Annotated in this window: 26 protein-coding genes and 1 riboswitch; of the genes, 17 read left to right on the forward strand and 9 right to left on the reverse strand. The window is 48.7% G+C overall.

Features of this window, described 5'->3' with window-relative positions:
* Window positions 1-104 precede the first annotated feature (104 nt).
* The gene (locus JOD01_RS06705) at window positions 105-1,025 is read left to right on the forward strand and encodes a proline dehydrogenase family protein (protein WP_204517488.1); all 921 of its coding nucleotides are present in this window, start codon (window positions 105-107) and stop codon (window positions 1,023-1,025) included.
* Window positions 1,026-1,169: 144 nt separating this feature from the next.
* Window positions 1,170-2,111: a DNA-3-methyladenine glycosylase 2 gene (locus JOD01_RS06710; RefSeq protein ID WP_204517489.1), complete on the forward strand. Its 942-nt coding sequence runs from the start codon at window positions 1,170-1,172 to the stop codon at window positions 2,109-2,111.
* Window positions 2,112-2,183: 72 nt separating this feature from the next.
* On the opposite strand, the gene JOD01_RS06715 is transcribed toward JOD01_RS06710, so the two are convergent.
* Both JOD01_RS06715 and JOD01_RS06720 read right to left on the reverse strand, forming a co-directional pair.
* The gene (locus JOD01_RS06715) at window positions 2,184-3,107 is read right to left on the reverse strand and encodes a DMT family transporter (protein ID WP_204517490.1); all 924 of its coding nucleotides are present in this window, start codon (window positions 3,105-3,107) and stop codon (window positions 2,184-2,186) included.
* Window positions 3,108-3,248: 141 nt separating this feature from the next.
* Entirely contained in the window at window positions 3,249-3,761 is a 513-nt protein-coding gene (locus JOD01_RS06720) for a GNAT family N-acetyltransferase (protein WP_204517491.1), read from the reverse strand.
* A 299-nt stretch (window positions 3,762-4,060) separates the two neighbouring features.
* Here JOD01_RS06720 and JOD01_RS06725 point away from each other — a divergent pair, with 299 nt between their 5' ends.
* The 4 genes from JOD01_RS06725 to JOD01_RS06740 all read left to right on the forward strand — a co-directional run bounded on the left by JOD01_RS06725 (window position 4,061) and on the right by JOD01_RS06740 (window position 7,815).
* A complete protein-coding gene (locus JOD01_RS06725; protein ID WP_204517492.1) occupies window positions 4,061-5,008 on the forward strand; it encodes a tyrosine-type recombinase/integrase in 948 nt (315 codons plus the stop codon).
* Between the two features lie 222 nt (window positions 5,009-5,230).
* Entirely contained in the window at window positions 5,231-5,977 is a 747-nt protein-coding gene (locus JOD01_RS06730; protein ID WP_204517493.1) for an EAL domain-containing protein, read from the forward strand.
* A 135-nt stretch (window positions 5,978-6,112) separates the two neighbouring features.
* Window positions 6,113-6,316, forward strand: coding sequence for a DUF3311 domain-containing protein (locus JOD01_RS06735; RefSeq protein WP_204517494.1), 204 nt, complete (start codon window positions 6,113-6,115; stop codon window positions 6,314-6,316).
* The gene (locus JOD01_RS06740; protein ID WP_204517495.1) at window positions 6,316-7,815 is read left to right on the forward strand and encodes a sodium:solute symporter family protein; all 1,500 of its coding nucleotides are present in this window, start codon (window positions 6,316-6,318) and stop codon (window positions 7,813-7,815) included. The genes JOD01_RS06735 and JOD01_RS06740 overlap by 1 nt, the downstream gene beginning before the upstream one ends.
* Before the next feature lie 56 nt (window positions 7,816-7,871).
* Here JOD01_RS06740 and rlmD read toward each other — a convergent pair whose 3' ends face one another.
* The gene (gene rlmD / locus JOD01_RS06745; protein WP_204517496.1) at window positions 7,872-9,254 is read right to left on the reverse strand and encodes a 23S rRNA (uracil(1939)-C(5))-methyltransferase RlmD; all 1,383 of its coding nucleotides are present in this window, start codon (window positions 9,252-9,254) and stop codon (window positions 7,872-7,874) included.
* Window positions 9,255-9,391: 137 nt separating this feature from the next.
* On the opposite strand from rlmD, the gene JOD01_RS06750 reads away from it, so the two are divergent.
* The 3 genes from JOD01_RS06750 (at window position 9,392) to JOD01_RS06760 (ending at window position 10,822) form a co-directional block, all read left to right on the forward strand.
* Entirely contained in the window at window positions 9,392-9,733 is a 342-nt protein-coding gene (locus tag JOD01_RS06750) for a hypothetical protein (protein ID WP_204517497.1), read from the forward strand.
* A gap of 264 nt (window positions 9,734-9,997) precedes the next feature.
* Window positions 9,998-10,144, forward strand: coding sequence for a protein YhfH (yhfH, locus tag JOD01_RS06755; RefSeq protein ID WP_204517498.1), 147 nt, complete (start codon window positions 9,998-10,000; stop codon window positions 10,142-10,144).
* Window positions 10,145-10,222: 78 nt separating this feature from the next.
* On the forward strand, window positions 10,223-10,822 hold the full coding sequence (locus tag JOD01_RS06760; RefSeq protein ID WP_239565253.1) for a hypothetical protein: 600 nt from the start codon (window positions 10,223-10,225) through the stop codon (window positions 10,820-10,822).
* 139 nt (window positions 10,823-10,961) lie between these two features.
* Here JOD01_RS06760 and JOD01_RS06765 read toward each other — a convergent pair whose 3' ends face one another.
* From JOD01_RS06765 to JOD01_RS06775, 3 genes are all read right to left on the reverse strand, one after another.
* Window positions 10,962-12,308, reverse strand: a complete 1,347-nt coding sequence (locus tag JOD01_RS06765; RefSeq protein ID WP_204517499.1) for a sensor histidine kinase — start codon at window positions 12,306-12,308, stop codon at window positions 10,962-10,964.
* Complete coding sequence (locus JOD01_RS06770; protein WP_204517500.1) at window positions 12,308-13,027, reverse strand: response regulator; 720 nt, start codon at window positions 13,025-13,027, stop codon at window positions 12,308-12,310. Before JOD01_RS06770 ends, JOD01_RS06765 begins: the two co-directional genes overlap by 1 nt.
* Window positions 13,028-13,201: 174 nt before the next feature.
* Window positions 13,202-13,720, reverse strand: coding sequence for a C40 family peptidase (locus tag JOD01_RS06775; RefSeq protein WP_204517501.1), 519 nt, complete (start codon window positions 13,718-13,720; stop codon window positions 13,202-13,204).
* 4 nt (window positions 13,721-13,724) lie between these two features.
* Window positions 13,725-13,861, reverse strand: a riboswitch (cyclic di-AMP (ydaO/yuaA leader).
* Between the two features lie 305 nt (window positions 13,862-14,166).
* On the opposite strand from JOD01_RS06775, the gene JOD01_RS06780 reads away from it, so the two are divergent.
* A complete protein-coding gene (locus JOD01_RS06780; protein ID WP_204517502.1) occupies window positions 14,167-14,715 on the forward strand; it encodes an rRNA adenine N-6-methyltransferase family protein in 549 nt (182 codons plus the stop codon).
* Window positions 14,716-14,985: 270 nt separating this feature from the next.
* Window positions 14,986-15,822: a bis(5'-nucleosyl)-tetraphosphatase PrpE gene (gene prpE, locus JOD01_RS06785; protein ID WP_204517503.1), complete on the forward strand. Its 837-nt coding sequence runs from the start codon at window positions 14,986-14,988 to the stop codon at window positions 15,820-15,822.
* 1 nt (window position 15,823) lies between these two features.
* On the opposite strand, the gene JOD01_RS06790 is transcribed toward prpE, so the two are convergent.
* Both JOD01_RS06790 and JOD01_RS06795 read right to left on the reverse strand, forming a co-directional pair.
* Window positions 15,824-16,123 (reverse strand): hypothetical protein, encoded by a 300-nt coding sequence (locus tag JOD01_RS06790; protein ID WP_204517504.1) that lies wholly within the window; start codon window positions 16,121-16,123, stop codon window positions 15,824-15,826.
* Between the two features lie 21 nt (window positions 16,124-16,144).
* Window positions 16,145-16,963 (reverse strand): N-acetylmuramoyl-L-alanine amidase family protein, encoded by an 819-nt coding sequence (locus tag JOD01_RS06795; RefSeq protein ID WP_204517505.1) that lies wholly within the window; start codon window positions 16,961-16,963, stop codon window positions 16,145-16,147.
* Between the two features lie 145 nt (window positions 16,964-17,108).
* Here JOD01_RS06795 and JOD01_RS06800 point away from each other — a divergent pair, with 145 nt between their 5' ends.
* Both JOD01_RS06800 and JOD01_RS06805 read left to right on the forward strand, forming a co-directional pair.
* Entirely contained in the window at window positions 17,109-17,339 is a 231-nt protein-coding gene (locus tag JOD01_RS06800; RefSeq protein WP_204517506.1) for a YneF family protein, read from the forward strand.
* Between the two features lie 16 nt (window positions 17,340-17,355).
* The gene (locus JOD01_RS06805) at window positions 17,356-17,541 is read left to right on the forward strand and encodes a hypothetical protein (RefSeq protein ID WP_204517507.1); all 186 of its coding nucleotides are present in this window, start codon (window positions 17,356-17,358) and stop codon (window positions 17,539-17,541) included.
* A gap of 41 nt (window positions 17,542-17,582) precedes the next feature.
* Here JOD01_RS06805 and JOD01_RS06810 read toward each other — a convergent pair whose 3' ends face one another.
* A complete protein-coding gene (locus tag JOD01_RS06810) occupies window positions 17,583-18,356 on the reverse strand; it encodes a TSUP family transporter (RefSeq protein ID WP_204517508.1) in 774 nt (257 codons plus the stop codon).
* 213 nt (window positions 18,357-18,569) lie between these two features.
* Here JOD01_RS06810 and JOD01_RS06815 point away from each other — a divergent pair, with 213 nt between their 5' ends.
* The 4 genes from JOD01_RS06815 (at window position 18,570) to JOD01_RS06830 (ending at window position 21,801) form a co-directional block, all read left to right on the forward strand.
* Window positions 18,570-19,178: a superoxide dismutase gene (locus JOD01_RS06815; RefSeq protein WP_204517509.1), complete on the forward strand. Its 609-nt coding sequence runs from the start codon at window positions 18,570-18,572 to the stop codon at window positions 19,176-19,178.
* 259 nt (window positions 19,179-19,437) lie between these two features.
* The gene (locus tag JOD01_RS06820) at window positions 19,438-20,634 is read left to right on the forward strand and encodes a WXG100 family type VII secretion target (RefSeq protein ID WP_204517510.1); all 1,197 of its coding nucleotides are present in this window, start codon (window positions 19,438-19,440) and stop codon (window positions 20,632-20,634) included.
* Window positions 20,635-20,677: 43 nt separating this feature from the next.
* Entirely contained in the window at window positions 20,678-20,911 is a 234-nt protein-coding gene (locus JOD01_RS06825; protein WP_204517511.1) for a hypothetical protein, read from the forward strand.
* A 62-nt stretch (window positions 20,912-20,973) separates the two neighbouring features.
* Window positions 20,974-21,801 carry a hypothetical protein gene (locus tag JOD01_RS06830; RefSeq protein WP_204517512.1) on the forward strand — a complete coding sequence of 276 codons (828 nt, stop codon included), beginning with the start codon at window positions 20,974-20,976 and terminating at the stop codon, window positions 21,799-21,801.
* Window positions 21,802-21,833: the final 32 nt, after the last annotated feature.

Here is a 21,833-nt window from a genome sequence, read left to right on the forward strand (position 1 = left end):
TCGTCCGGCACTTTTTTTTGCACAACTGCTCTTGCGATGGTTGGCATGTTTCGTGCAATTCATTTTCGTTAGAAGCGAAAGTAAAAAGAGGAGAAGTGAACGGAATGGAAATGTTTCTGAGAAATTTTTTCCTGTTTTTGTCCAAAAACCGCACCTTGAATCGGTCGGCGAAACGTTGGGGACTTCGGTTTGGCGCCAACCGGTTTGTTGCCGGCATGACGATTCCAGATGCCATCCAGACCGTGCGCGATTTGAACCAAAAAGGTTTGGTGTGTACACTGGACCATCTTGGCGAATTTGTCTTTAGCGAACAGGAAGCAAATGAAGCGGCCGATTATTGCATCAAGACAGTGGAAGCTATTCATGCTTCGGGTGTGCAGTCCAACTTGTCGGTCAAGTTGACGCAACTGGGCCTGGATATTAGCCGCGATTTGTGTGTCGCCAATATGCGCCGTATTCTTGACACGGCGAAAAAGTGCGGAAATATGTTTGTGCGAATCGACATGGAGGATTATGCGCATAACGGCGTCACGATGGAAATTTTGCATGAACTGTTGAACGATTATGATAATGTCGGCACGGTGATTCAGGCCTATTTGTTCAAAGCAGCGGACGATATCGAGAGCGTGAAGCAACATCGTGTCAATTTGCGGTTGGTCAAAGGGGCGTACAAGGAATCGGCAGAGGTCGCTTTTCCCAATAAAGCCGATGTCGACGACAACTATAAAAAGATTATCAAACAGCACTTGTTAAATGGAAATTATGCCGCCGTCGCAACGCATGACGACAATATTATTGAATATGTCAAAGAGTTGGAAAAACAATACCAGATCCCGCGGACGCAATTTGAATTTCAAATGCTGTACGGGATCCGCAGCCAATCGCAAATCGACTTGGCTAAGGAGGGATACAAGGTGCGGGTGTATGTTCCGTATGGAGATGACTGGTACGGATATTTCATGCGCCGTCTTGCCGAGCGTCCGGCCAATGTCGCTTTTATCCTGAAAGGATTTTTCACAAGATAGCAGAAACCCCTTCCGCTCGTTCGAGGAGAACGGCTCTTTTGATTGCACACATTTAGGTTTGTCTGCAAACTGACCCTTCGGCTTGCCGGCGGAGGGGTTTTCCTTTATGGTAATAAGAGGAAAGCGGCGAGGAGTGAAATGAAAATGCTGACGTTTGAACTCCCCATCAACCCCCCCTATTCATATGAGCGTTTGCGAAGCAGGCTGGAATCCCATCCGGATCAACAGTTCCAGCTGATACCGGAATGTTCGATGCTGCGGCGAGCTTTCCGGATTGAGACGGAGTCGTTTCTTGTTACGCTGGCATTCAAGGGTGGGCTGGAAACACCTGTACTGCAAGTGCAGACGGACAAGTCGCTTTCGGCGGCGCAGCAGGAAAAACTGCGCAAAACAGTTCGTCACATGTTTCAGGCAGATGTTGATTTGGAACCGGTGTACCAGCACATGCAAACCGACCAACGGCTTGCTCCTTTGACAGAACGATTTCGCGGGTTGCGGTTTTTGCTGGACCCCGATTTGTTTCAATCGATGGTGCGCACGATCATTGGCCAACAGCTCAATCTGGCCTTTGCCGCCACCCTGACGGAGAGGCTGCTTACCTTGGCCGGCGATGTCGTCCATGATGAGCAGGGACAGCCCTTTCATGTTTTTCCAACGGCTGAGGCAATCGCCCGGCTGGAAATTGAGCAGTTGCGCCAGCTTCAGTTTAGCCAACGAAAAGCGGAATATATCATTGATTTTGCCAGGGCAGTTGTCAACAGGCGAGTTGAGCTCGACCGTTTGGAGCTGATGTCCGATGAAGAAGCAATCGGTTATCTGACGGCTTTGCGCGGAATTGGACGCTGGACGGTGGAGTGTCTGCTCATGTTTGGCATGGGTCGGCCCGACCTGTTGCCAGCGGCTGACATCGGACTGCGAAACGGGATTCAGCTTGTTTACGATCTGCCTGAGAAGCCTGATGAGGCGAAAATCAGGGCAATCGGGGAGAGCTGGGCACCCTGGCGCAGTTATATCTCCCTCTATGTCTGGGAAGCGTTTGGAGCATTCCGGCGCGGTGAGTTTGCCCAGCCGTCTGCAGACGCGTAAAACAGGCGGGCAGTCCCCGGACAAAAAAACGCTCTCCGGCACATACGAGGAGAGCGTTTTACACCTTTTATTTCACGACAAGTCGCGCTTATTGTCCGTCGGCAGCTTTGCTTGCTTGACCACATTGGACAGAGCGACTCCGAGAAAAATGAAGCCTGCTCCGATCAAGAACGCCAAGCTAAGCTGTTCCCCCAGCAGCAGCCAGCCGAGGATCGCTCCGACCACCGGTTGAAAGAAGAAAAATCCTGCCCCGCTGCCTGCTTGCAGAAGTTCAAAGCCTTTATTCCACAAGTAAAAGGCAACTGCGGTTGAAATGACTCCGATGTACAAGACGCCGGCCAGCAGTCCGCCGGACCATTCCCAATGAAGCGGGGTGACGGAAAGCTCCCAGAACATCAACGGACTGGAGAAAACGACCCCAAACAGGGCGGCGTATGCGGTGACAGCAAGCGAACTGTAATGCAACGTCGCTTTTTTGCAAAGAACGGTATACATTCCCCAACTGAGGGCAGCGACAAGCAAAATGACATTGCCCGCGACACTGCCGGCGTTCACGGCTTCACCCGGTGTTCCGACTACGATCAGCATGCCGACTGTGGCCAGCACGATGCCGCCGATCTGGGCTATTGTCAGCTTTTCCTTGAGCAATAACACCGCGAACAGAGCGATAAACGCCGGAGAGGCGGAAGTGATCAGCGCTCCCATGTGTGCGCTGGACAGTTTGGTGCCTAAAAATTGCGCGCCTATGGAGATGGTGACGCCGATCAAGCCGATCGCCATAAGCAGCGGCAAACGGGATCTCTCGAGGAATTCCTTGCGCTTCAGCACGATCGGACCAAGCAGCAGAAAAGCGATCAAAAAGCGAATTTCCAGTAAGGTGAACGGTGGAATAACGTCCAGCACCACCTTGCTGACAACATAAACGCCGCCCCAAATAGAGGCAGCCACGGAAAGAAACAAGGCGCCCAACAGCTGCTGACGGTTCATTGATTTCATTGATATCAAACCCTCCCGGATCGGTACTCAACTTTTTTAGCAGGTTGAAATGCCGGGCAGGTTCGTTCGTCCATGTCCCGGCTAGAAGCAAACGCCGGGAACATCCCGTTCAAAGCGTGAATGTTGCATGATGCTCACCTCCTACAAATGTTTGGCTAGCAGCAGCACGGGCCGGGTAAGCCTGCCTACCGGAGCGATGACCTGTCGGTATTGTTCATAGCCCAGCTTTCCCCAAAACAGCAAGGCAGAGATATGATCGGCGACGACTCCGACGTGAATTTGCGTTTTGCTTTGACAACGCACAAATTCCTCCACAAGTTTAACAACCTCCCTGCCAAAACCGCTCCTTTGGAAGTTTGCAGCGAGCAGAAGCAGGCTGATCCAGCCTTTTTGACTCTCAGCTTGCTCAAGCCGCAGATGGCCAATCCCGATCATTCTTTCATCGTCGCGCAGGGTGATCGCCAGCCAATAGCTCCCGGGCAACATTGACAGACTCCGGTATTCTTCTTCCAACTGGTTCAGACTAAAAGCAGCGGACCCGTTTCGCAGTTCATTGTAAGCCGGGTTGCTGTGGTAGATCTGCAAAGCTTCAGGCAAATCAGTTTCTGTCAACGGAGTCATGCAAATGCGTTCTCCGGTCAGCGGCAGATTCATGTAAATGGGTCACCTTTGGTTGAGTCATGTTTAGCCAAAAATCAGTACGTTTTGGATAGCCGGTTTCGTTTTGTACCGGTTTTGGAAAATTATATCAAAAGTCAAAAAGCCGTTCCATAAGAGAACGACTGTTCTAGGTTAAATCGATGGAGTTCAGTGCTCATCAGCTCGGTGGAAAGAAAACGGTTAAAGGAGAAAAGGAGCGCAAAAAGTCGTATGAAAGTAACGCGGGGTTGGTAAAATAGTACTATGTCGTACAATGTTAGTTGTTCGACACCAAGAAAGGAGGTTTATTACAAATGAACGGTTTTTTCCCAGCTCATCTTGTCGAACCAACTTCCCAACTTTCTGATGAACAAATCATAGAAATGTTTCTGGCAACTTATCATCAATCTCGCTATACTCTGCGAAACTATCGAAGAGCCATCGAGCAGTTTCGCAGTTTTGTTCACTACAAACCTCTGAAAAACGTAACCTGGAAAGATATAGAAGCATATAAAATGGGGTTAATTCTGGGAGTTTGCAGTATACAGCGGAAGAAACATCTGCCCGCGACGGTTGCTAGTTTAATCGCTCCTTTGCGATCATTGTACAAATGGGGAAGCGATCCCAATATCGGGATATTTCAACATAATCCCACATCTACTTTGAGAACGCCGAAAATTGCCGTTACCAGCAAAAATCATTACCTGACCAAACGAGAGGTTCACCTCTTATTAAGGGAATTGAAGAGACAAGGAATTCGCGACTACTTAATTGGCCTGTCTCTCGTTCTGTTGGGATTGCGGGTATCCGAATTACTCTCCATTCAATGGGGGCATTTTCATCCAGACCCATCCGAAACTTGCATGTGGCTGACGGTTGTCAATGGTAAAGGCGGGAGACGTCGCGAAGTAAAAGTTCCGGCAGTTTTGTGGAAGTACCTGGAGTTTTATCGCCATAATCTGGGCGTCGATGAATCTGCGGCTTCCACTGACCAGCCTGTATTCACGATTTCCTTAAGGCAGGTTCAGCGTGTCATCAAACAGGCGGCCGCGGGATCGAATCTCAATAAAAAAGTGACCCCGCACTGGTTGCGTCATACCAATGCGACCTTGGCCCTATTGAGCGGCGCTTCTCTTCAACAAGTTCAAGAAAACCTGGGGCATGCTCATATCAACACTACCCAGCGCTATTTGCATACTGTTGAACAATTGCAAAAAGCCGCTCCCGATTATGTGGAAGCTTACTTAGGAGATTTAGTCTAGCCGGAAAGTTGCAAAATTTTTACGAATCATTCTATAATACAAGTGGAATATAATTGTAAAATTTGCTCAAATTTAGGGAGAAAGTGTCGAACAACTAACATTGTACGACATTTTTCCAATCCCTTCCATGGGGGCAAAAATGACAATTTACCTACGATTTTTTATCGATTACGGCGGGAATGACGAGTTTGAGAGGAGTGGACACAGCTGGAGAGCGAAGAAATGGGAAGAATAGATGTTCAAGCACTGATAGAAAAGCAAAACTATTATCACCTGTATCAGCCTCTCTATTATCTTTCCAATTGGTCTCTTTGTGGGTATGAAGCCTTATTGCGAAGTCAGTGTTTTTCCAATCCGGAGTTATTTTTTGGGGTGGCGCGAAAAAAGAAAAAGTTGTTTGAGGTAGACAGTGAAACGCTCTTTCATGCTGCCGTGGAATTTTTTTCGCTCAGACAGGAGGGGCTGTTGTTTTTAAATGTGTTTCCGTCAACTTTGCTGCAACGCAAGTTTTTGAACTTCTTTGAGAAGTTTTTAACCCATCCTGCCATTTGGGGGAAAAGGGTTGTTTTGGAAATCAACGAAGGAGAAGCAGTGGCAGAAACAAAACAGATGCAGCAGGTGATCAATTATCTTCGCATGAACGGCGTCCGGGTAGCGATTGACGATGTTGGCAAGGGTGCGGCAACGCTGCAAAACGTGATCGAATTAGAGCCGGAGTATCTTAAATTGGATCGGTATTTTGCCAAAGGGTTGTCGACGTCTGCCAACAAGCAAAAACTGATCGGGGCACTGGTCGAGTATTGCCGCAATCAAACGCATCTTGTACTCGAGGGGATTGAGCAACCGGAGGATCTGGCTGTGGCCAAACTTTTGGGTATTCAGATTGCCCAAGGCTATTTGCTGGGGAGACCGGAGGAATTGATCGATCAACGCTGCGTCACAACACAAACGGATATGTCTGCAAACTAAAACCGGGGTATTCGCCCCGGTTTTATTGAGTGAAAAAATTTTATGAAAAGTCTTGTCATGAAAATTAAAACATGCTAATATGTTACCCATTCTGCTCCAATTAAAGAATTTAAACAGAAGAAGAAGGTGCAACAAATGGTTAAAAAATTCATAATTTTTCTGCTAATTTTTCTCCCAAGTGCCTCATTGACCATTTTTATTCCTTGGGTGAATCAAATTGAACCGATTTTGTTTGGCTTGCCTTTTTTGCACTTTTGGCTGTTCCTATGGATTCTGTTGAGTCCGGTATGTGTGTGGGCAGTGTATCATCTTCAGAAGTCGCAGGGAGGCATTGAATAATGCAGGGAAACTTTACGTCATTAATGATCACGATCGCAGTTATTGTTGGAGTTGTTTTGATTGGATTTTTGGCTGGCCGGGATAAATCGGTTCGCAATTCCGTGGAGGACTGGTCCGTCGGTGGCAGAAAATTCGGCACATTGCTGGTCTGGTTTCTGGTTGGCGCCGATTTGTATACGGCATACACATTTCTCGGACTGACCAGCACGGCTTACAGTGCGGGCAGCGTCGCATTCTTTGCGATTCCTTATTCCACATTGGCTTACGTCTTCGGCTATTTCTTTCTGCCGAAATTGTGGAAAGTGGCCAAAGTGCATCAATTTACCACGTTGGCGGATTATACGAGAGAACGGTTTGGCAGCACGTTTCTGTCGGCCTTGATCGCCATTGTCGGCGTCCTGATGTTGATTCCTTATATCGATTTGCAATTGAGCGGTATCCAGGACACGCTGCAAGTTGCCGGCACCGGGTTTATTAACGTCAAATTTGTGGTGATTTTATCTTTCTTGCTCGTCGCCCTGTATACATTTTTCAGCGGAATCAAAGGTCCGACTTATACGGCGATCATCAAGGATATTCTCGTTTGGGTGATCATGCTGTTCATGGTTGTCAGCTTGCCGATGATTCATTTTGGCGGCTGGAGCCCGATGATTGATACGATTCAGCAAAAGGCGCCTCAACTGCTGACGATTCCTGCAGCAGGCAGCAAAGGGATTCCCTGGTTCATTACCGCATCGCTTATTTCGGCTTTGGCTCTGTTTATGTGGGCGCACGCCGCAACCGGTATTTTTACTTCGAAAAGCGCCGATGCAATTCGGAAAAATGCCATGTTTCTGCCTTTATACAACATTGTGTTGATATTGGTCGTGTTTTTGGGCTTTGTTGCTTTTCTCGTCTTGCCGGAGGGAATCAATCCGCGGTTTGCATTGCTCAACCTCATTCAAGTTTCGTATGGGGGCGTAACGCAAGGGCTGGCCTACTCAACGATTGCCTTGGCCTCGTTGATTCCTTGCTCGATCATGGCTATCGGCGCTTCCAATCTGTTTGCCAACAATATTTACAAGGATTTGATCAATCGAAACGTGTCCCCGTCCAAGCTGACGATGGTTACCCGTTTGATGGTGTTTGTGGTCATTGGCTTGGCGCTCATTTTTGGCATGGTGTTCCCGGCGGCGCTCGTTTCGCTGCAATTGCTGGGCGTTTCCGGGATGGTACAAATCTTCCCGGCGGTGGTGATCAGCCTCTACTGGCGGAACCAATCAAAAGAAGCGACGATTATCGGGCTGTTGGTTGGTCTGCTGACGACGTTTATCGTCTATTGGACAGGCCAAAGCTACGGGTTGTATGAAGGGTTCTGGGGTTTGGCCGCCAATTTGCTGGCGATGGTGATCGTCAATCCGTTTTTTGCGCAAAAGACGAAAGGAATGCACAATCCTGTAATGGAAACGCTGTTTGGCAAAGCGGGCAGCAAGCAGGATGAATGGAAACAAGGGGCGTAAGTTCGATAAAGCAAATATGAGAGGGGCGGCGTAAAAAGGCCGTCCCTCTTTCTTTTTTACATGCGAACAAGCAGAGAGCAGCTTTCCACATGGGGAGTATGAGGAAACATGTCCAACGGCTGAACTTGTTTCAACGCATAGCTTTGCTGTAAACGCTGAATATCTTTGGCCAGTGTAGACGGATTGCAGGAGACGTAGACAATCTTCTGCGGTTTGACCTGCAGCAGCGATTGGATCAATTCCGCCGCCAAGCCCGTTCGCGGCGGATCGACGACAACCACATCCGCTTTCAAGCCTTGTTTCGCCCATTTCGGCATGAGCTCTTCCGCTTTGCCCACGTGAAAGCTGACATTGGCGATTCCGTTTTTTCTGGCATTTTGCCGCGCGTCTTCCACTGCTTCGGGGATCAGCTCAATCCCGTGAACCTCTTTAGCCGAAGGAGCTAGCCAAAGGGCGATCGTTCCCGTCCCGCAGTAGAGATCGAACACGGTTTCAGTGCCGTTCAGTCCGGCAGCCTGCTTGACCTGGTCATACAGTTTTGCGGTCTGTTCCGGATTCAGCTGGAAAAAGGCGCGGGCCGACAGGTCAAAAGACAGTTCACCCAGTTTCTCGGCAATCGAAGGTCTGCCCCACAGCTGCTTTGTTGTTTCGCCAAACACCAAGGAGGTTTTGCGGGAGTTTACATTTTGGGCGATGCTGACCAATTGCGGCAGTCGATAGCGCAATTCCAGAATCAGCTCCTTCACGCGGGGAATCTCTTGTGTCGCGGTCACCAATGTCAATTGGGTTTCCCCGGTGGCGAAAGCGGCCCGTGCGACGATCGTCCGGATCACTCCGCTGCGCGTCCGTTCGTCAAAGATCGGAATGTTCAGTTTTTCCACCGCTTGTTTGGCCGCTTCCACGATCTGATTCGTTTGCTCATGTTGTACGGGACAGCCGGATAAATCGACCAGTTGATGAGTCCCTGTCCGATAAAGACCGGCAACCAGCTGCCCTTGCTGTTTGCCGACCTGGAACTGGGCCTTGTTGCGGTAAGACCACGGGTTGGCCATGCCGATTGTCGGCTTGACCGGCGGATGCTCCAGTTTGGCGTATTTGCGCAAGGCTTCGATCAGCAATTCCTGTTTGCTGACCAGCTGAGCCTGATAATCCATATGCTGCAGCGAACAACCGCCGCATTGTTCGTAGACAGGACAGGGGGGCTGCACGCGGGCAGGGGAGCGTTGAACCACCTTGACCAGCTTGGCGTGAGCATATTTTTCCTTAACCTCGGTCAGTTCGGCGTGAACGACTTCTCCAGGCAACGCCTGATCAACAAAGACGATCTTTTTCTTGTAATAGCCAATTCCTTCTCCGTTAATGCCTAAGCTGCGAATGGTCAAAGTCATCTGCTGGCCGATCCGCAGCGGTACATCTTTCGTTTGCTTACTCTCACGCATGCAGCGATGTTCACCTCTGATTTGTGTTTCTGTTTATTATAGGAGATTTGGATATAAAAAGCATCGTGTTCCCGGTTTTGCTCCCGGCCGCTTTTTGCTATAATGAGTCAGAGAAAAACGAGGGAGTGTATAAACTGATGCAAGAGCTGTTCGACCAACTGAAAGAATATTTGAATATGGACACAGAAATTTCTTTTGAAGAGTTTGATGCATATTACAAAAAGGTGCTTGATTTCCTCAATGACAAATGGACTACATTAAATGAAGAAGATAGCATGAATATGCTGTTCATTCTCGATAACTTGAAATCAAACAGTGATGATCGCGCAAAACGGCGCGGCAAGGAAACAAAAAAATATCAAAAAATCTCGAAACGCACAGAAATCTGGGCGGCAGCGATCATTAACCGGCTCCGTGAATTCGGGCTGAATGACGAAGAGATCAGCAAACGTTACGAAGCGATTTATGAAGCGGTGTAAGCGCCAGTAGGCCAGACAGCACAACCTGGTTTGTTTGCAAGCAAAGCAGATCCTTTTTTCGGATCTGCTTTTTTATTTGTCTCGCAACAGTTGTATAACAGTCGTTTTATTGTGGGATCAGTTGTAAAACAGCGTCTGTGCAAGCAAACGGATGAAAAACGAAGAAAGGAGCAGGAAAACACCGGATAATGTATTATAACAAAACTTTTAAAAGAAAAACTGTTGTATTACAATAAGTGCAACAACATGCGGGGGGGAATCAGGATGGAACCGGTCGCATATTTTTTTAGCCATCTGCAGGAGAAGTGCTGCAGCGTATGCGGACAAAAGCTTTGGGAACAAGCGGAGTCGTACGCAACAGAATGTCTGGACTGTCATGAGAAACTATTGCACCCTCAAGAAGAAAAGTAAATGGATAGGGCGGAGTGCAGACAAGAGGCTGCACTCTTTTTTCTGCGCGCACACTGTACCAGAAGGACATTGTTGTATATGCTAAAGCTAATCCCACCGAAAATGCAGGGACTGGAGGTAAGCGAAGTGGTTATGTTTCATCCAACCATATTTGACAATATCAAAGTAGTGCTCGAAGGCGCAATTTATGACCAAGACTTTGCGGGAACGATCGAGATTATAAACCGTATGGATCTTCTCGATTTGGCCAATTACAGCCGGCGGTTTGCCGTGGAATTTCAATTGGCAGCGCCAGGCCGCTCGGTTCATCCTGTCACCGCAACGATCCGTCTGGATACGACGCTTGCTGACATCGCCGGCGAACAACTGCAGCAGCAATCGGCAGAGAAGATCGGTTGCACGATCTGCATTGATTTTTGCTTGCGCATCGTCGATATGGAGCGGGAGCCAGCACTGGTCGTTTTGGGGCTGCAGGAAATCTGGGGGAATCGCCCGCTGATCGTACCGACCGTCAGTTTCCGCGCGGATGAACCATACGCCAAACAGACACGGACGGATTACGAGTTGAAGGCAACGCTTGATTTTCAGCGCAAGATTGACGAAGGCAATATTGAGGATATTCACGAGCTGCTTGAACACTGCATCCAATCGCTCGTTCATTTGGACAGGTACCGATAAAAAAAGATCTCTGCCAATGCCGAAGCAAAGGAGAGATCAAAACAAAACTGGGGGTTATAAATTGAAAGCAACAAGTTATGTTCTAAAGATACCATGAAATTGTAAAATGTTTATAAATAACTAATAAATATTGATAAAATTAAACAGAAGGGTGAAAGGGAATTTTGAACGAAAAACAGCTTCCTTCTCCTAATTCACTCACCACATCGATTTGCCCCCCGTGACGTTCGACAATGTTTTGGCAAATCGTCAAGCCCAGACCTGTTCCGCCGCTATTGCGATTGCGTGATTTTTCCCCTCGGTAAAATTTGGTGAAAATTTTATTCAGGTCCTCTTTGGCGATGCCTTCCCCTTTGTCGATCACGGAAAAAAGCAGATGCGTATCCCGTTGGTCGCACGTCAACAAAATGGAACCATCCGGCTTATTGTAGTAGATCGCATTGTTCAACAAGTTCTCCAGAACGCGCCGTATTTTTGCTTCGTCCGCATAGATGTGCAATGCTTCGGAAACTCTGACTTTCGATCGAAAGCCCAGCCCGGCCATCTTCGCTTTTCCGCGGTATTCATCAATGACGCTGCGCATAAATGTGTGAACGTGAAACCTGTCGATGTTCAGCGGTTTCTCATGGTGCAACTGATTAAAGTCTTGCAATTCATCCATCAATTCTTCCAGAGCAGAAGCGCGTTCTTCTATTTTGTGCATGTAGTTTTGCACTCGCGCCTGGTCAGTCACCCGGCCCGAACTGATATAGGAAGCATATCCTTTAATGCTGGTCAGCGGTGTGCGGAAGTCGTGGGCTACAGCGGAGATAAGTTCCTGCTGCCTGTCTTCCGAATAACGGAGCTGATCGACCATGTCGGTGAAAGAATGAAACAATTGGCCGAATTCATCATTCCGTTTATAGGAAAAGCGAATATTGCGTTTGCCTGATTTGATTTCCGACGTAATGCGGGAAAGTTCGTTGACCGGGCGCAATATCCAACGGACTAACAGGGCAACGAAGATCAGGCCGATCACAACAATGCTGCCATAAATGTACATCACCATCATGCTGACGCCTTTGGACGCCAAAATATCCGATTCATCCGTATAAAAACGGATAATCGTCCGTCCCGCATTGGGGGGATCATGCTGAAAATAATACTCGGAGACCGCTTTCATACCGGCTCCCTTTTTTGCCAGGGCCTGTGAGTTTTTGCGATAAATCTCCTTGCCTTCCGAATTTTCTACAATAATTTGATACATCAGATCATTGGGCAGCTCTTCGGAAATAATTCTCGCATCCACCGGGTCCTTGAAACGGGCGTTTTTCATCAACTGATTGAAACGAACGCGCTCTGCCGCTTCTTTTTCCAGCATATACTGCTCGTGTCGATCATTTTTAAGCTGTTCGATGATCTTGTCTTCAAAAACAAATTTGAAGAACAGCAGATTGAGAAGAATGACAGCTATAAAGGAAAGAAACAGCTTTTTCGCGATACTCATCAAGCTCGCTCCCCGATAAATACGTACCCTGTCCCCCATTGCGTTTTAATATAGGTTTGGGCGAATTCCAGCTTTTCACGAAGATTTTTGATATGCACCGTTACGGTATTTAATGAACCGTACCCATATCCCCAAACACGGTCATAGATTTGTTCCCGCGTAAACACAATGCCGGGATTCTCCGAGAGGAAGACCAACAGCTGGAACTCTTTTGTGGACAGGTCGACTTTTTGGCCTTCCACATACACTGTGTATGTTTCTTTATGGATTTCCAATCCTTTAAACTTGAGCACGGTAATTTCCGGTTGGCTGCCGGGCTCATCCATATGTTCTTTCGACTGTTTGCTGATTCGTTCATACCGGCGAATGTGTGCACGTATTCGCGCCAACAGCTCTTCGGTATCAAAAGGCTTGGTAATATAATCGTCCGCGCCGATTTCCAGTCCGACCACTTTGTCAACCGTTTTTCCTTTTGCGCTCAAAAACAGAATCGGCATGTCATATTCACGGCGGATCAGGGAGCAAAGCTCATATCCGCTCATGTTGGGCATCATAATGTCGAGCAGCACAAGGTTGGGCTGCGGCCCTTTTTTCAAAAGGGAAAGCGCCTGCTCACCGTCTTCCGCGCAAGAGACGGCAAATCCTTCATTTATTAAAATATCCTGCAACAGGTCAATGATTTCCGGACTGTCATCAACGACTAAAACATGTTCCTTCACAGGAGCTACCTCCAAATCTGCAATATCTATATTCTCTATCATAACATGGTTTGTGCAGCGATGTCGGAATAGGAAACAATTTCTCGACTTATGACTTAATCTTGGGACAAGGTACTAAGTTACGCCAAAAAAAGCCAGAGACAACGTCCCTGACTTAAATGTACCTGTCGTTCGTTAGTTTTTTTCTGGCGCAGCTTGTCCTTCGTTCAGTGAAGCTGCTTGTACGGCTTGTTTTCCGCTGGCAACCTGCATAGCGGGAATTTCGACGCGAGTCGCTCCGACATATCGTTTTTTCCAATAATACGGGTCCGATAAGCTGGTTTTGACTACACCCCGGCCAGTTTCGGAATGGACAAATGTATTGTTCCCAATATAGATGCCAACGTGGGATATACTGTGACCGTTTGTATTAAAGAAAACGAGATCACCTGGCTGCAAATCTTTGCGTGCCACTTTTTGTCCAATCTTGTATTGCGCTGCGGAAGAATGCGGCAGTTTTACGCCCAACGATTCAAAGACGTAACTTGTAAATCCGGAGCAGTCAAATCCGTTTTTACTCGTTCCGGAAGCCTTGTAAGGGACACCATACAATTTCTGGATCGTGTTCATCAGAGGATTTTCCTCCGCAGAAGCGACACCGGCGACCATTACGAGGAGTCCGAAGATCATCCATGCACAAACTATTTTACGCAAAACTTTCTGCTCCCTTCCAAGCCTACGAGGTTAGCTGAAGGGTTCGGTTGAAAGGTACCCTAAGCTGTGCAAACACAGCTATTCACCCCAAAAACTTGGTTCCCCCGTTTCCAAATCAATGGAACTCGGCTTTTTTCGATTTGTTCCGCATCTAGTTGATACAATTCGCCCTCCTTTGCCAATTTCCTGCTTTTTCTTATTTTCATTCACAAAAAAGTCAAACTTTTTTGGCATGTCACCGACATATAGTTTGAGTGGCTGGAAACGGTAATAATAAAAAATGCAATCGAATTGTGATATGATAGTAAAAATCCTTGGGACATCCGCAAAGGGAGTATGTTTTTTCGGCACTGCCGAAACCTGCGGGGAAACCGGAACGTCCTATGGTATAAATAGTGTGAAGGAGAACAACATCCGGTCTGGTTGTTGATCTAGGAGGTTTTCTGGTGACGGATTTTATCTTTTTTTTACGAAGGTTCATCTCGGCTCCCGGTCGAGTGGGGAGTGTCATACCCAGTTCCCGTTTCTTGGCGGAACGTATGCTGAAGGAGGTCAATTGGGAGAAGACAAAGGCGATTGTTGAATTGGGACCAGGTACAGGGGTTTTTACCAAAGAAATTTTAGAGAAAAAACGACCGGCGACCTCCTTTTTTGCCGTTGAGCGTGATCCGCAATTTCGCCGAATCCTTCAGGCCCGGTTCCCGCCCCTGCGCATTTACGAGGAAGCGGGGCAACTGAGCAAATATTTGCGTGAGCTGGATTTGCCCGCCATTAATGTGATTGTTTCCGGATTGCCGTTCGCCGTGTTTCCGCCGGAGTTGCGTACGGCAATACTCGATGAAGTGGATAAAGTCCTGGCACCAGATGGCATATTTATTACGTTTCAGTATTCGCTGCAAATGCGCGCGGAACTGAAAGAACGTTTTCGTAAAGTCAAAATCGGCTTTACTCCCTTAAACATTCCGCCAGCCTTTATTTACACCTGCTACAAGTAAATGGCCGTTGGCTGAATGATTTATCGCTAGGCTTGGACGAAGGTTCCGCATTGCTTTGTTTTCTGCGGAACACTTGCTCTGCATGCATAAGGATAACCTTTTTTGAATAAACAAGTTGTAAGGGATCGTTAGAAGATTTCGATCTTGAGCAATACGGCAACCCTCATGAAAAAAGGGGGATCCCCACTCGGCCCGGTAATTGCCGAGTGGGGGTTTTTTTACTTTTGATCTGGCAAAGCTAGTATTGATTACAGAAATGAGGGGTTTACTATGAAACAGAAACAGAGACAAAAATTTCGTTCCAATATGGTCGATATAGATCGCGGCACCGATATCGTGGGCGATGTCCACGGTTGTTTTGCGGAATTTATGGAACTGCTTGGCCAACTGGGCTATGTACGAGATGCAAGCGACGATTTGTATCGTCATCCCGCCGGCCGCAAGCTGATCTCGCTCGGTGATATTACCAGCAGGGGACCGGAGTCGTTAAAAATGCTTGATTTTTTTATCCGGCACATCCGTGCGGGTATCGCGGAAATGGTAGACAGCAACCATGGTTGGAAGATCGCGCGTTGGTTGGACGGCCGGAACGTCTCCTTGGCGCATGGCGATGAGAAAGTGGAGGATGAGTTTACACGATACGCAGAGCAGCACGGTGAGAAGATGGCAGCTAGTTTAAAAGAAAAGGCTCGTGAATTGTTGCTGGCATCTCCGTCGCATATGTTGCTGAGAAGAAACGGAAAAGTGGAAGTGGTCGCTGTCCACGCCGGAATCAGGGATGATTATATCGGCAAGGACTCGCCGGCAATCCGCAATTTTTGCCGATACGGTGATGTGGCTGGCATGGGTCCTGATGGTCGACCGATCCGCAAAGAGTGGGCGAGTGAGCGAACAAAGCAGACACCCCTGATCGTTTGGGGGCATGATCCGCGTCCGCAACCCGAGCGGAAAAACGGGTCAATCAATATCGATCAGGGATGTGTGTTTGGCGGGCAGCTGACCGCCTACCGTTATCCGGAGGATGAATGTATCGGAGTAAAGGCCGAAATGAACTACTCAGGCTTGGAGGAGACACCGCTTACTCGCTGCATCCGCGAGCATTCATAGCTCATACATAGGGGATGTTGTCATCCCATTCTTGCTTCGTCTTTTTTTGCTGGAAATGCTGTGCGGTATTTTTGCTGGCGGAATGGATACCGATGGTCGCCAATCCGGCCGAAATACCTGTGAGCAGGGAAGTTCGCCAGTCAAACGTCGTCTGAAACAGCCAGTCGTTCGCCGAATTCAACACAATGACGAGGAGAAAAGCTGTCCAGCTTCTCAGTTTTTTCGGGATTCTAAGCAGACTGGACAAGGCTGAGGTTGCACTTAAGGCGATGGCGATGATCGCCCCCAATTCTAGCGTCATCTTTCCTTTCTCCCCCTTACTCTATTGATTTTGCAGCTTTTGAAACAGGCGGCGGAGCAAGACGGCTTCCGCCCATAGAGGAAGCGGCTCGTCAATGCGATCGCGCCAGTCGTCGCTTGTTAGTAAACCTTGCTGGTAAAGCCAGTCGATCGCCTGTGTTTTCCATTCGGGACTGCTCGGCTCCTGGCCAGATGCCGGTTGAGCGGTTGTCGAGCCGGTTGTCGATGATGCCGGCGTCGGTGTTGGTGCCGGTGAAGCGACGGGAGAGGTTCCGCTGCTCCCAGGGGGTTGATACGCATGACCGACAAACTGACAAAATCCCCGGACAACCGCTTCGGCCAAATCGCGCCAGTCCGTATTGATTTTTTGCGCATCGGTCGTGTTGTCGGCAAATCCGTATTCAAGAATGATCGTCTCGACACTGCCGGTTTCCCGATGCATAAAATAGTAGTCTTTCGTGGGGTTGTTCGGCAGGGTGCGTGTATAGACGCGGCGGCTCGGCATGCCTTCCGTTTCCAGTTCGGCGAGCAATTCGGTTGGCAGTGCCCCCGACCCATAGATGGAGTAGATCGCCTCGGCGCCGTGTCCGCCACCGGCGTTTATATGATTGGAGATGCAATATTTGGCGCCGCTGTTGCGTACGATTTGCGCGCGTTCGCTGCTCGATAAGGTTTTATCACTCGTCCTTGTAATGGCCACATCCACATTAAGCGCCTGAAACCGTTGGTATTGATAAAGAGATATTTGCAAAACCATCTGGCTTTCCTTAAACAATTGATTGCTGCCGCCGCCGGGATCGATTCCGCCGTGTCCCGGATCAATAATTAACAAAGGAGCCATTCTGATCACCTCTCCTACAGATTATGTGACCGGGTGACGATTGCGATAGACAAACGCATAATTTGTACAAGGCCCAATAGACAGGATAAGGGTTTATGGTACAATATACAGAAAGATATATACAGAGAAGGATGGTAATGCACGAATGACAGTATGGAGCTGGGTTATCCCGATACTTACGCTCATTATTGGTTTGGTAGGCGGATTTTTTGGAGGTGCCTACTATTTAAGAAAGCAAATCTCCAACATGCAAATGGATGAAAAACAGCTCCAGGCGATGGCTCGATCGATGGGAATGAATTTGAACCAAAAGCAATTGAAACAGATGAGCCGCAACATGAAAAACATGAAGCTGCCGAACAAGCTGAAGAAATAACACTGGGGGGCTTCCATTGGGTCCGACCCGTTTGCGCTATACAATGCTCGGTTTCATTATTGGCGTATTGATCGTCTGGTTGAAAGAATTGCCGATATCCTCAGGTGTCCGATTTGCCGCTCCTTTTTACGGAGCAGGCATTGGCTTGCTGGTTGACGGGATTATACAGCGAATCAAGCAAGGCAAGGGGAAAAACGAATAATCACAAAAAGAAGTTGGCGCTCTGGCCAACTTCTTTTTGTGTTAGGGTTGGGTGAATAGCAATTCGTAAATCATTTTGCCGATCAAGCTAATGGAGACAAGCAGGAACAGCGGGCGAACGTAACGCACCCCGGTTTTGACGGCCATGCGTGCGCCCAGCGTGGCTCCGGCAATCATGGCAATCCCCATTAACAGCCCCGGCAGGAAAATAAATTGTCCTTCCAGCAGAAAAACAAGCAAGGCAGCAATATTGCTGGCCAGATTCAAAATTCGCCCGTTTCCGGCAGCGATCACGAAATCATAACCGAACAGCAACACCATCAGGAAAACGAAAAAGGAACCGGTTCCCGGACCGAAAAAGCCATCATAGAAGCCGATCAAGAAGGTGAGGGGGATGCCCCAGCCGAGCGTGAACCGGGTGTAGCCTTTAAAATTGACATCATGGCCAAACTTTTTGTTGAGCAAAGTATAAATGAAGATAATGCCCATCATTACCATGACCAGCACGCTCAAGATCTCCTGCGGAACGAACAGGACGGTCCTCGCGCCAATCATTGCGCCAATAAAGGAAACCGGAAACAAGTACAACATAAGCTTTTTGTCAAACTTGCCCATACTAATGAAAGTGATGGAGCTGGTGGCGGAGGAAACCGTTCCCGCCAATTTGTTTGTACCTAAAGCGAGATGAGGGGGAATTCCGATGCCCAGCAGAGCGGGAAGCGAAATCAAGCCGCCGCCGCCGACACAGCTGTCGATAAAAGCTGCGACAAAGCCAAAAAAGGCCAAAAGAAGGACAGTAGTGAAATCAAGGTCCACGAACAGATCACCTGCTTTGGTTTAGTAAAGGAATATAAAAAGTCTAACACGGTATAAGCGCATTGCAAGATGTATATGCTGGTTATAGTAATGACTGATATAATAACGATTTGGTTAGGAAACTTAACAAACCTATTTGTTGCGATAGTAGCATCATTGGTTTATAATGGAGAAGAACCTTTCAATCCAATATTATGAAGGAGGAATACACATATGGCACATCAATTACCAGCACTCCCATATGCTTTTAACGCCCTTGAACCGCATATCGACGCACAGACGATGGAAATTCACCACGATCGTCACCATGCTACATATGTAAATAACTTGAATGCAGCATTGGAAGGCCATGCTGATTTGCAAGCAAAAAGTCTGGAAGAATTGATTGGAAACTTGGACGCGGTGCCTGAAGCGATCCGTACAGCTGTGCGCAACAATGGCGGCGGACACGCAAACCACAGCCTTTTCTGGGAAATCCTCAGCCCGAATGGCGGAGGCGCTCCAACCGGCGCTTTGGCTGATGCTATCAACGCTGCATTTGGCAGCTTCGACAACTTTAAAGCTGAGTTTGCCAAAGCTGCGGCCGGTCGCTTCGGTTCCGGTTGGGCTTGGTTGATCGTAGATGGCGGCAAATTGGCGATCACCTCCACGCCAAACCAAGACAGCCCGCTGATGGAAGGCAAAACGCCGATCCTCGGTCTTGATGTTTGGGAGCATGCTTATTACCTCAAATATCAAAACAAACGTCCTGACTACATCAGCGCTTTCTGGAATGTCGTTAATTGGGAAGAAGTCAGCAAACGTTTTGAAGCAGCTCGCTAATCAGCGGGTGGGCTGAAAGCAAAATTGCAAATGAACAGACATGCTCGTTTTTGGCGGGCATGTCTTTTTTTTGTCTGCGAAAGACTAGGCGAGGAGACCTGTGAGGAGAGGATGCAAACTGATTCAAAAAACCCAGAATGAGGAAAAACTGGAGGGAAAATAAGGAAAAAGTTGGAGTTTCATGCTTTTCAAGATCATGTAAAATTAAAAATTGATTAGCAGGCGAACAGGATTTTATTAATTGACCGGGGGGAACAAAATGACCAGAATCCTGGTTACACCCGAATTGCTGCACAATTTGTCAAAAGATTTTGAGCAGGCGGCCCATCAGTTAAATCAGGTGCGTGACCGGCTGCATGGAACGATGTCTTCGCTAAGTTGGGAAGTAAGACAGAAATTGAGCATAGAGGAGAAGTGGAATGCAGCGCAAAGCGCGGCCTCGAGCATTTCAACGCAAAACCAGGCGTTTTCCCGCAGGCTGACACAATCAGCGGAGCTGTTTCAGACACGTGACCAGGAAGGAGCAAAACTGCTGGGGAGTGCGGTGGCCGCTTCGCTGTTAAGAAGCATGGGGGCAACACCGCTTGGTTCTGCTGCCTTGCTGGCGGCCGGCAGTGTGGCGTTGACACAGTTGCCGCAGGAAAAATGGAAAGAAAAGCTGGCTGAACTGGGCAGGGCCGCGTTAACGCCGGCGGCAAAGATCGCCCTGTTCCGAACGATGCTGACGTTTACGCCGGGCAAAACACCAGGTGTCTATAATGTTTCCACCAAAGTGGCCGGGACCAAATTGGCTTCCCTTTATTATCGCTATGTCGGCACGATGGCTAATCGCTACTTGCCGGCTGGCATCGCCAAAAAAGTGCCTAATACGCTCTCCGGTGTGGTCAAGCAAGTCGTAGGCTTGAAAGAAACGTTTAACCGCGCCTCCTCGGCCGGGATCTCCAATCATTTGCTGAAAAACGCCGTCAAAAAATTTCCGGTTGTCGGTGCGCTTATCGAAGGATTTGGCGCTGTTAAGTCGATCGGCACAGCAGTGGAAACGCATCAAGGGGAGACCCGGGAAGAATATTGGCGCAATGTGGCCCGCGACTCGGCGAGTTCTTTGAACCGTGCCTTTTGGCGTACCCTCGGCGGGTGGGCTGGCGGCGCAGCCGCTGTTGCCGTGACCTGGGAAACAGGACCGGGAGCAGTAGCGGCGGCGATTGGCGGCAGTTACGTCGGCACACAGCTGGGAGACCAGATTGCGGACTGGACGGACAATTTCGCCCGAAAAGGGGGAGAACTTGTCGGCAATCTGATTCCGGACGCAATCGATAAGACAAAAGAGCTGGCCGCTAACGTTGGCAATACTTTCAAAGAAGCCGGCGATGCCATTAAGGATGGCGTACAGGAAATGGGCAAAAAGATTGACCAAGGTCTGAAATCGTTAATCAAATTACCGGAGTTTTTTGGGTGACAGGCAGCGCGGCGCAGCAGTTCCGGGATAGTCGGAGGAAAAAATGGACATTATTCAGCTGATATGGATATGCCTTGTATGGATCGCACGAATCTTTGTCTCAGTGTTTATTCTGTTTGGCTTGTTTTTGGCAATCTACGGGGCGGTCAGCGGCGAATACGGGATGGCGCTGATGTATTTTGCCGGCGCGGCAGGATTGTGCTGGGGTTTTAAAGCTTTTTTGGGTTTTAAGAAAAAAGAGGGAAAAGCGGCGGGAACCGTCCGCAAAAGAGGCTGAAGCGATCAATCAAAAAGGAGGCAAGCCGGTGAAATCCCATCGCGGCACCGGCGAACAGAACGATGGGCAAAGCGAATTACAGTTTATCGCTTGAAGAGCTTGTATTATGCTTGCATTTGCTTGGGCATACCGAGGCGGGGGCAGCGCTGATGCAAACGATTGTTGGCGAACTTCCGGAAAAAGAGCTGGAAACGAGACTGCTGGTAGCAGGCCATTCATTGATGGCAAGAGATTGGCTGGAGCTGATCGTCGATGAACAAGGTGCCCGTCATCAGTTAACAGCGGAACTCGCCGAAGTTGTCGAAATTTTGGCAAAGGCCGATTTTTCCATTGGATTGCAGCAGTTTGACCAGGGACAGGAGAAAAAACTGGTGTTTCACGTGAAGGCCGACAAGTTCGTGGAGCACGACAGCAGCTTGGGCGTCGTGCAAAAAGTTTTCGTCCATGACCGCTATCAGTCGATGGTTGAGCAGGCGGTGGCGGCTTTCCAGCTGCAAGGATATGCCGAGACATCACTGCCGGAAACTGGGCTACCCTCCGACTTTTTGGACAATCTGGCAGCATTCCGGACGATGGAAGCGGAACGGATTCAAACGATGTTGGAAGTATCGGGTGTTCCCGCGGCACTCGCGCAATTGCTGGCCGAAGATTTGCAGCGTCCCCGTCGTGTCATCAACGTAATGCGAATTGATTATGACGAGCAACAAGGTCCTGTTTCCGATGCGGGTTTTTTCATGCTGGCCGGGAATACGCGCCTGTGGATCGTGCTGCAGGAAGGGACAGATGCAGAGATGAAGCTGCGGATCTGTTCCGGGTCGACCACAGCTTTTGCGGCCGAGCTGAAAAAACTGCTCGGGATCGACCGAACGCCAGAGATCAGGCCGGTCTAGCCGGTTGCCGGCACTCGAGTGGGGAAACGTGC

The organism is Brevibacillus fulvus (genome assembly GCF_016908525.1).
GTDB lineage: Bacteria > Bacillota > Bacilli > Brevibacillales > Brevibacillaceae > Brevibacillus_G > Brevibacillus_G fulvus.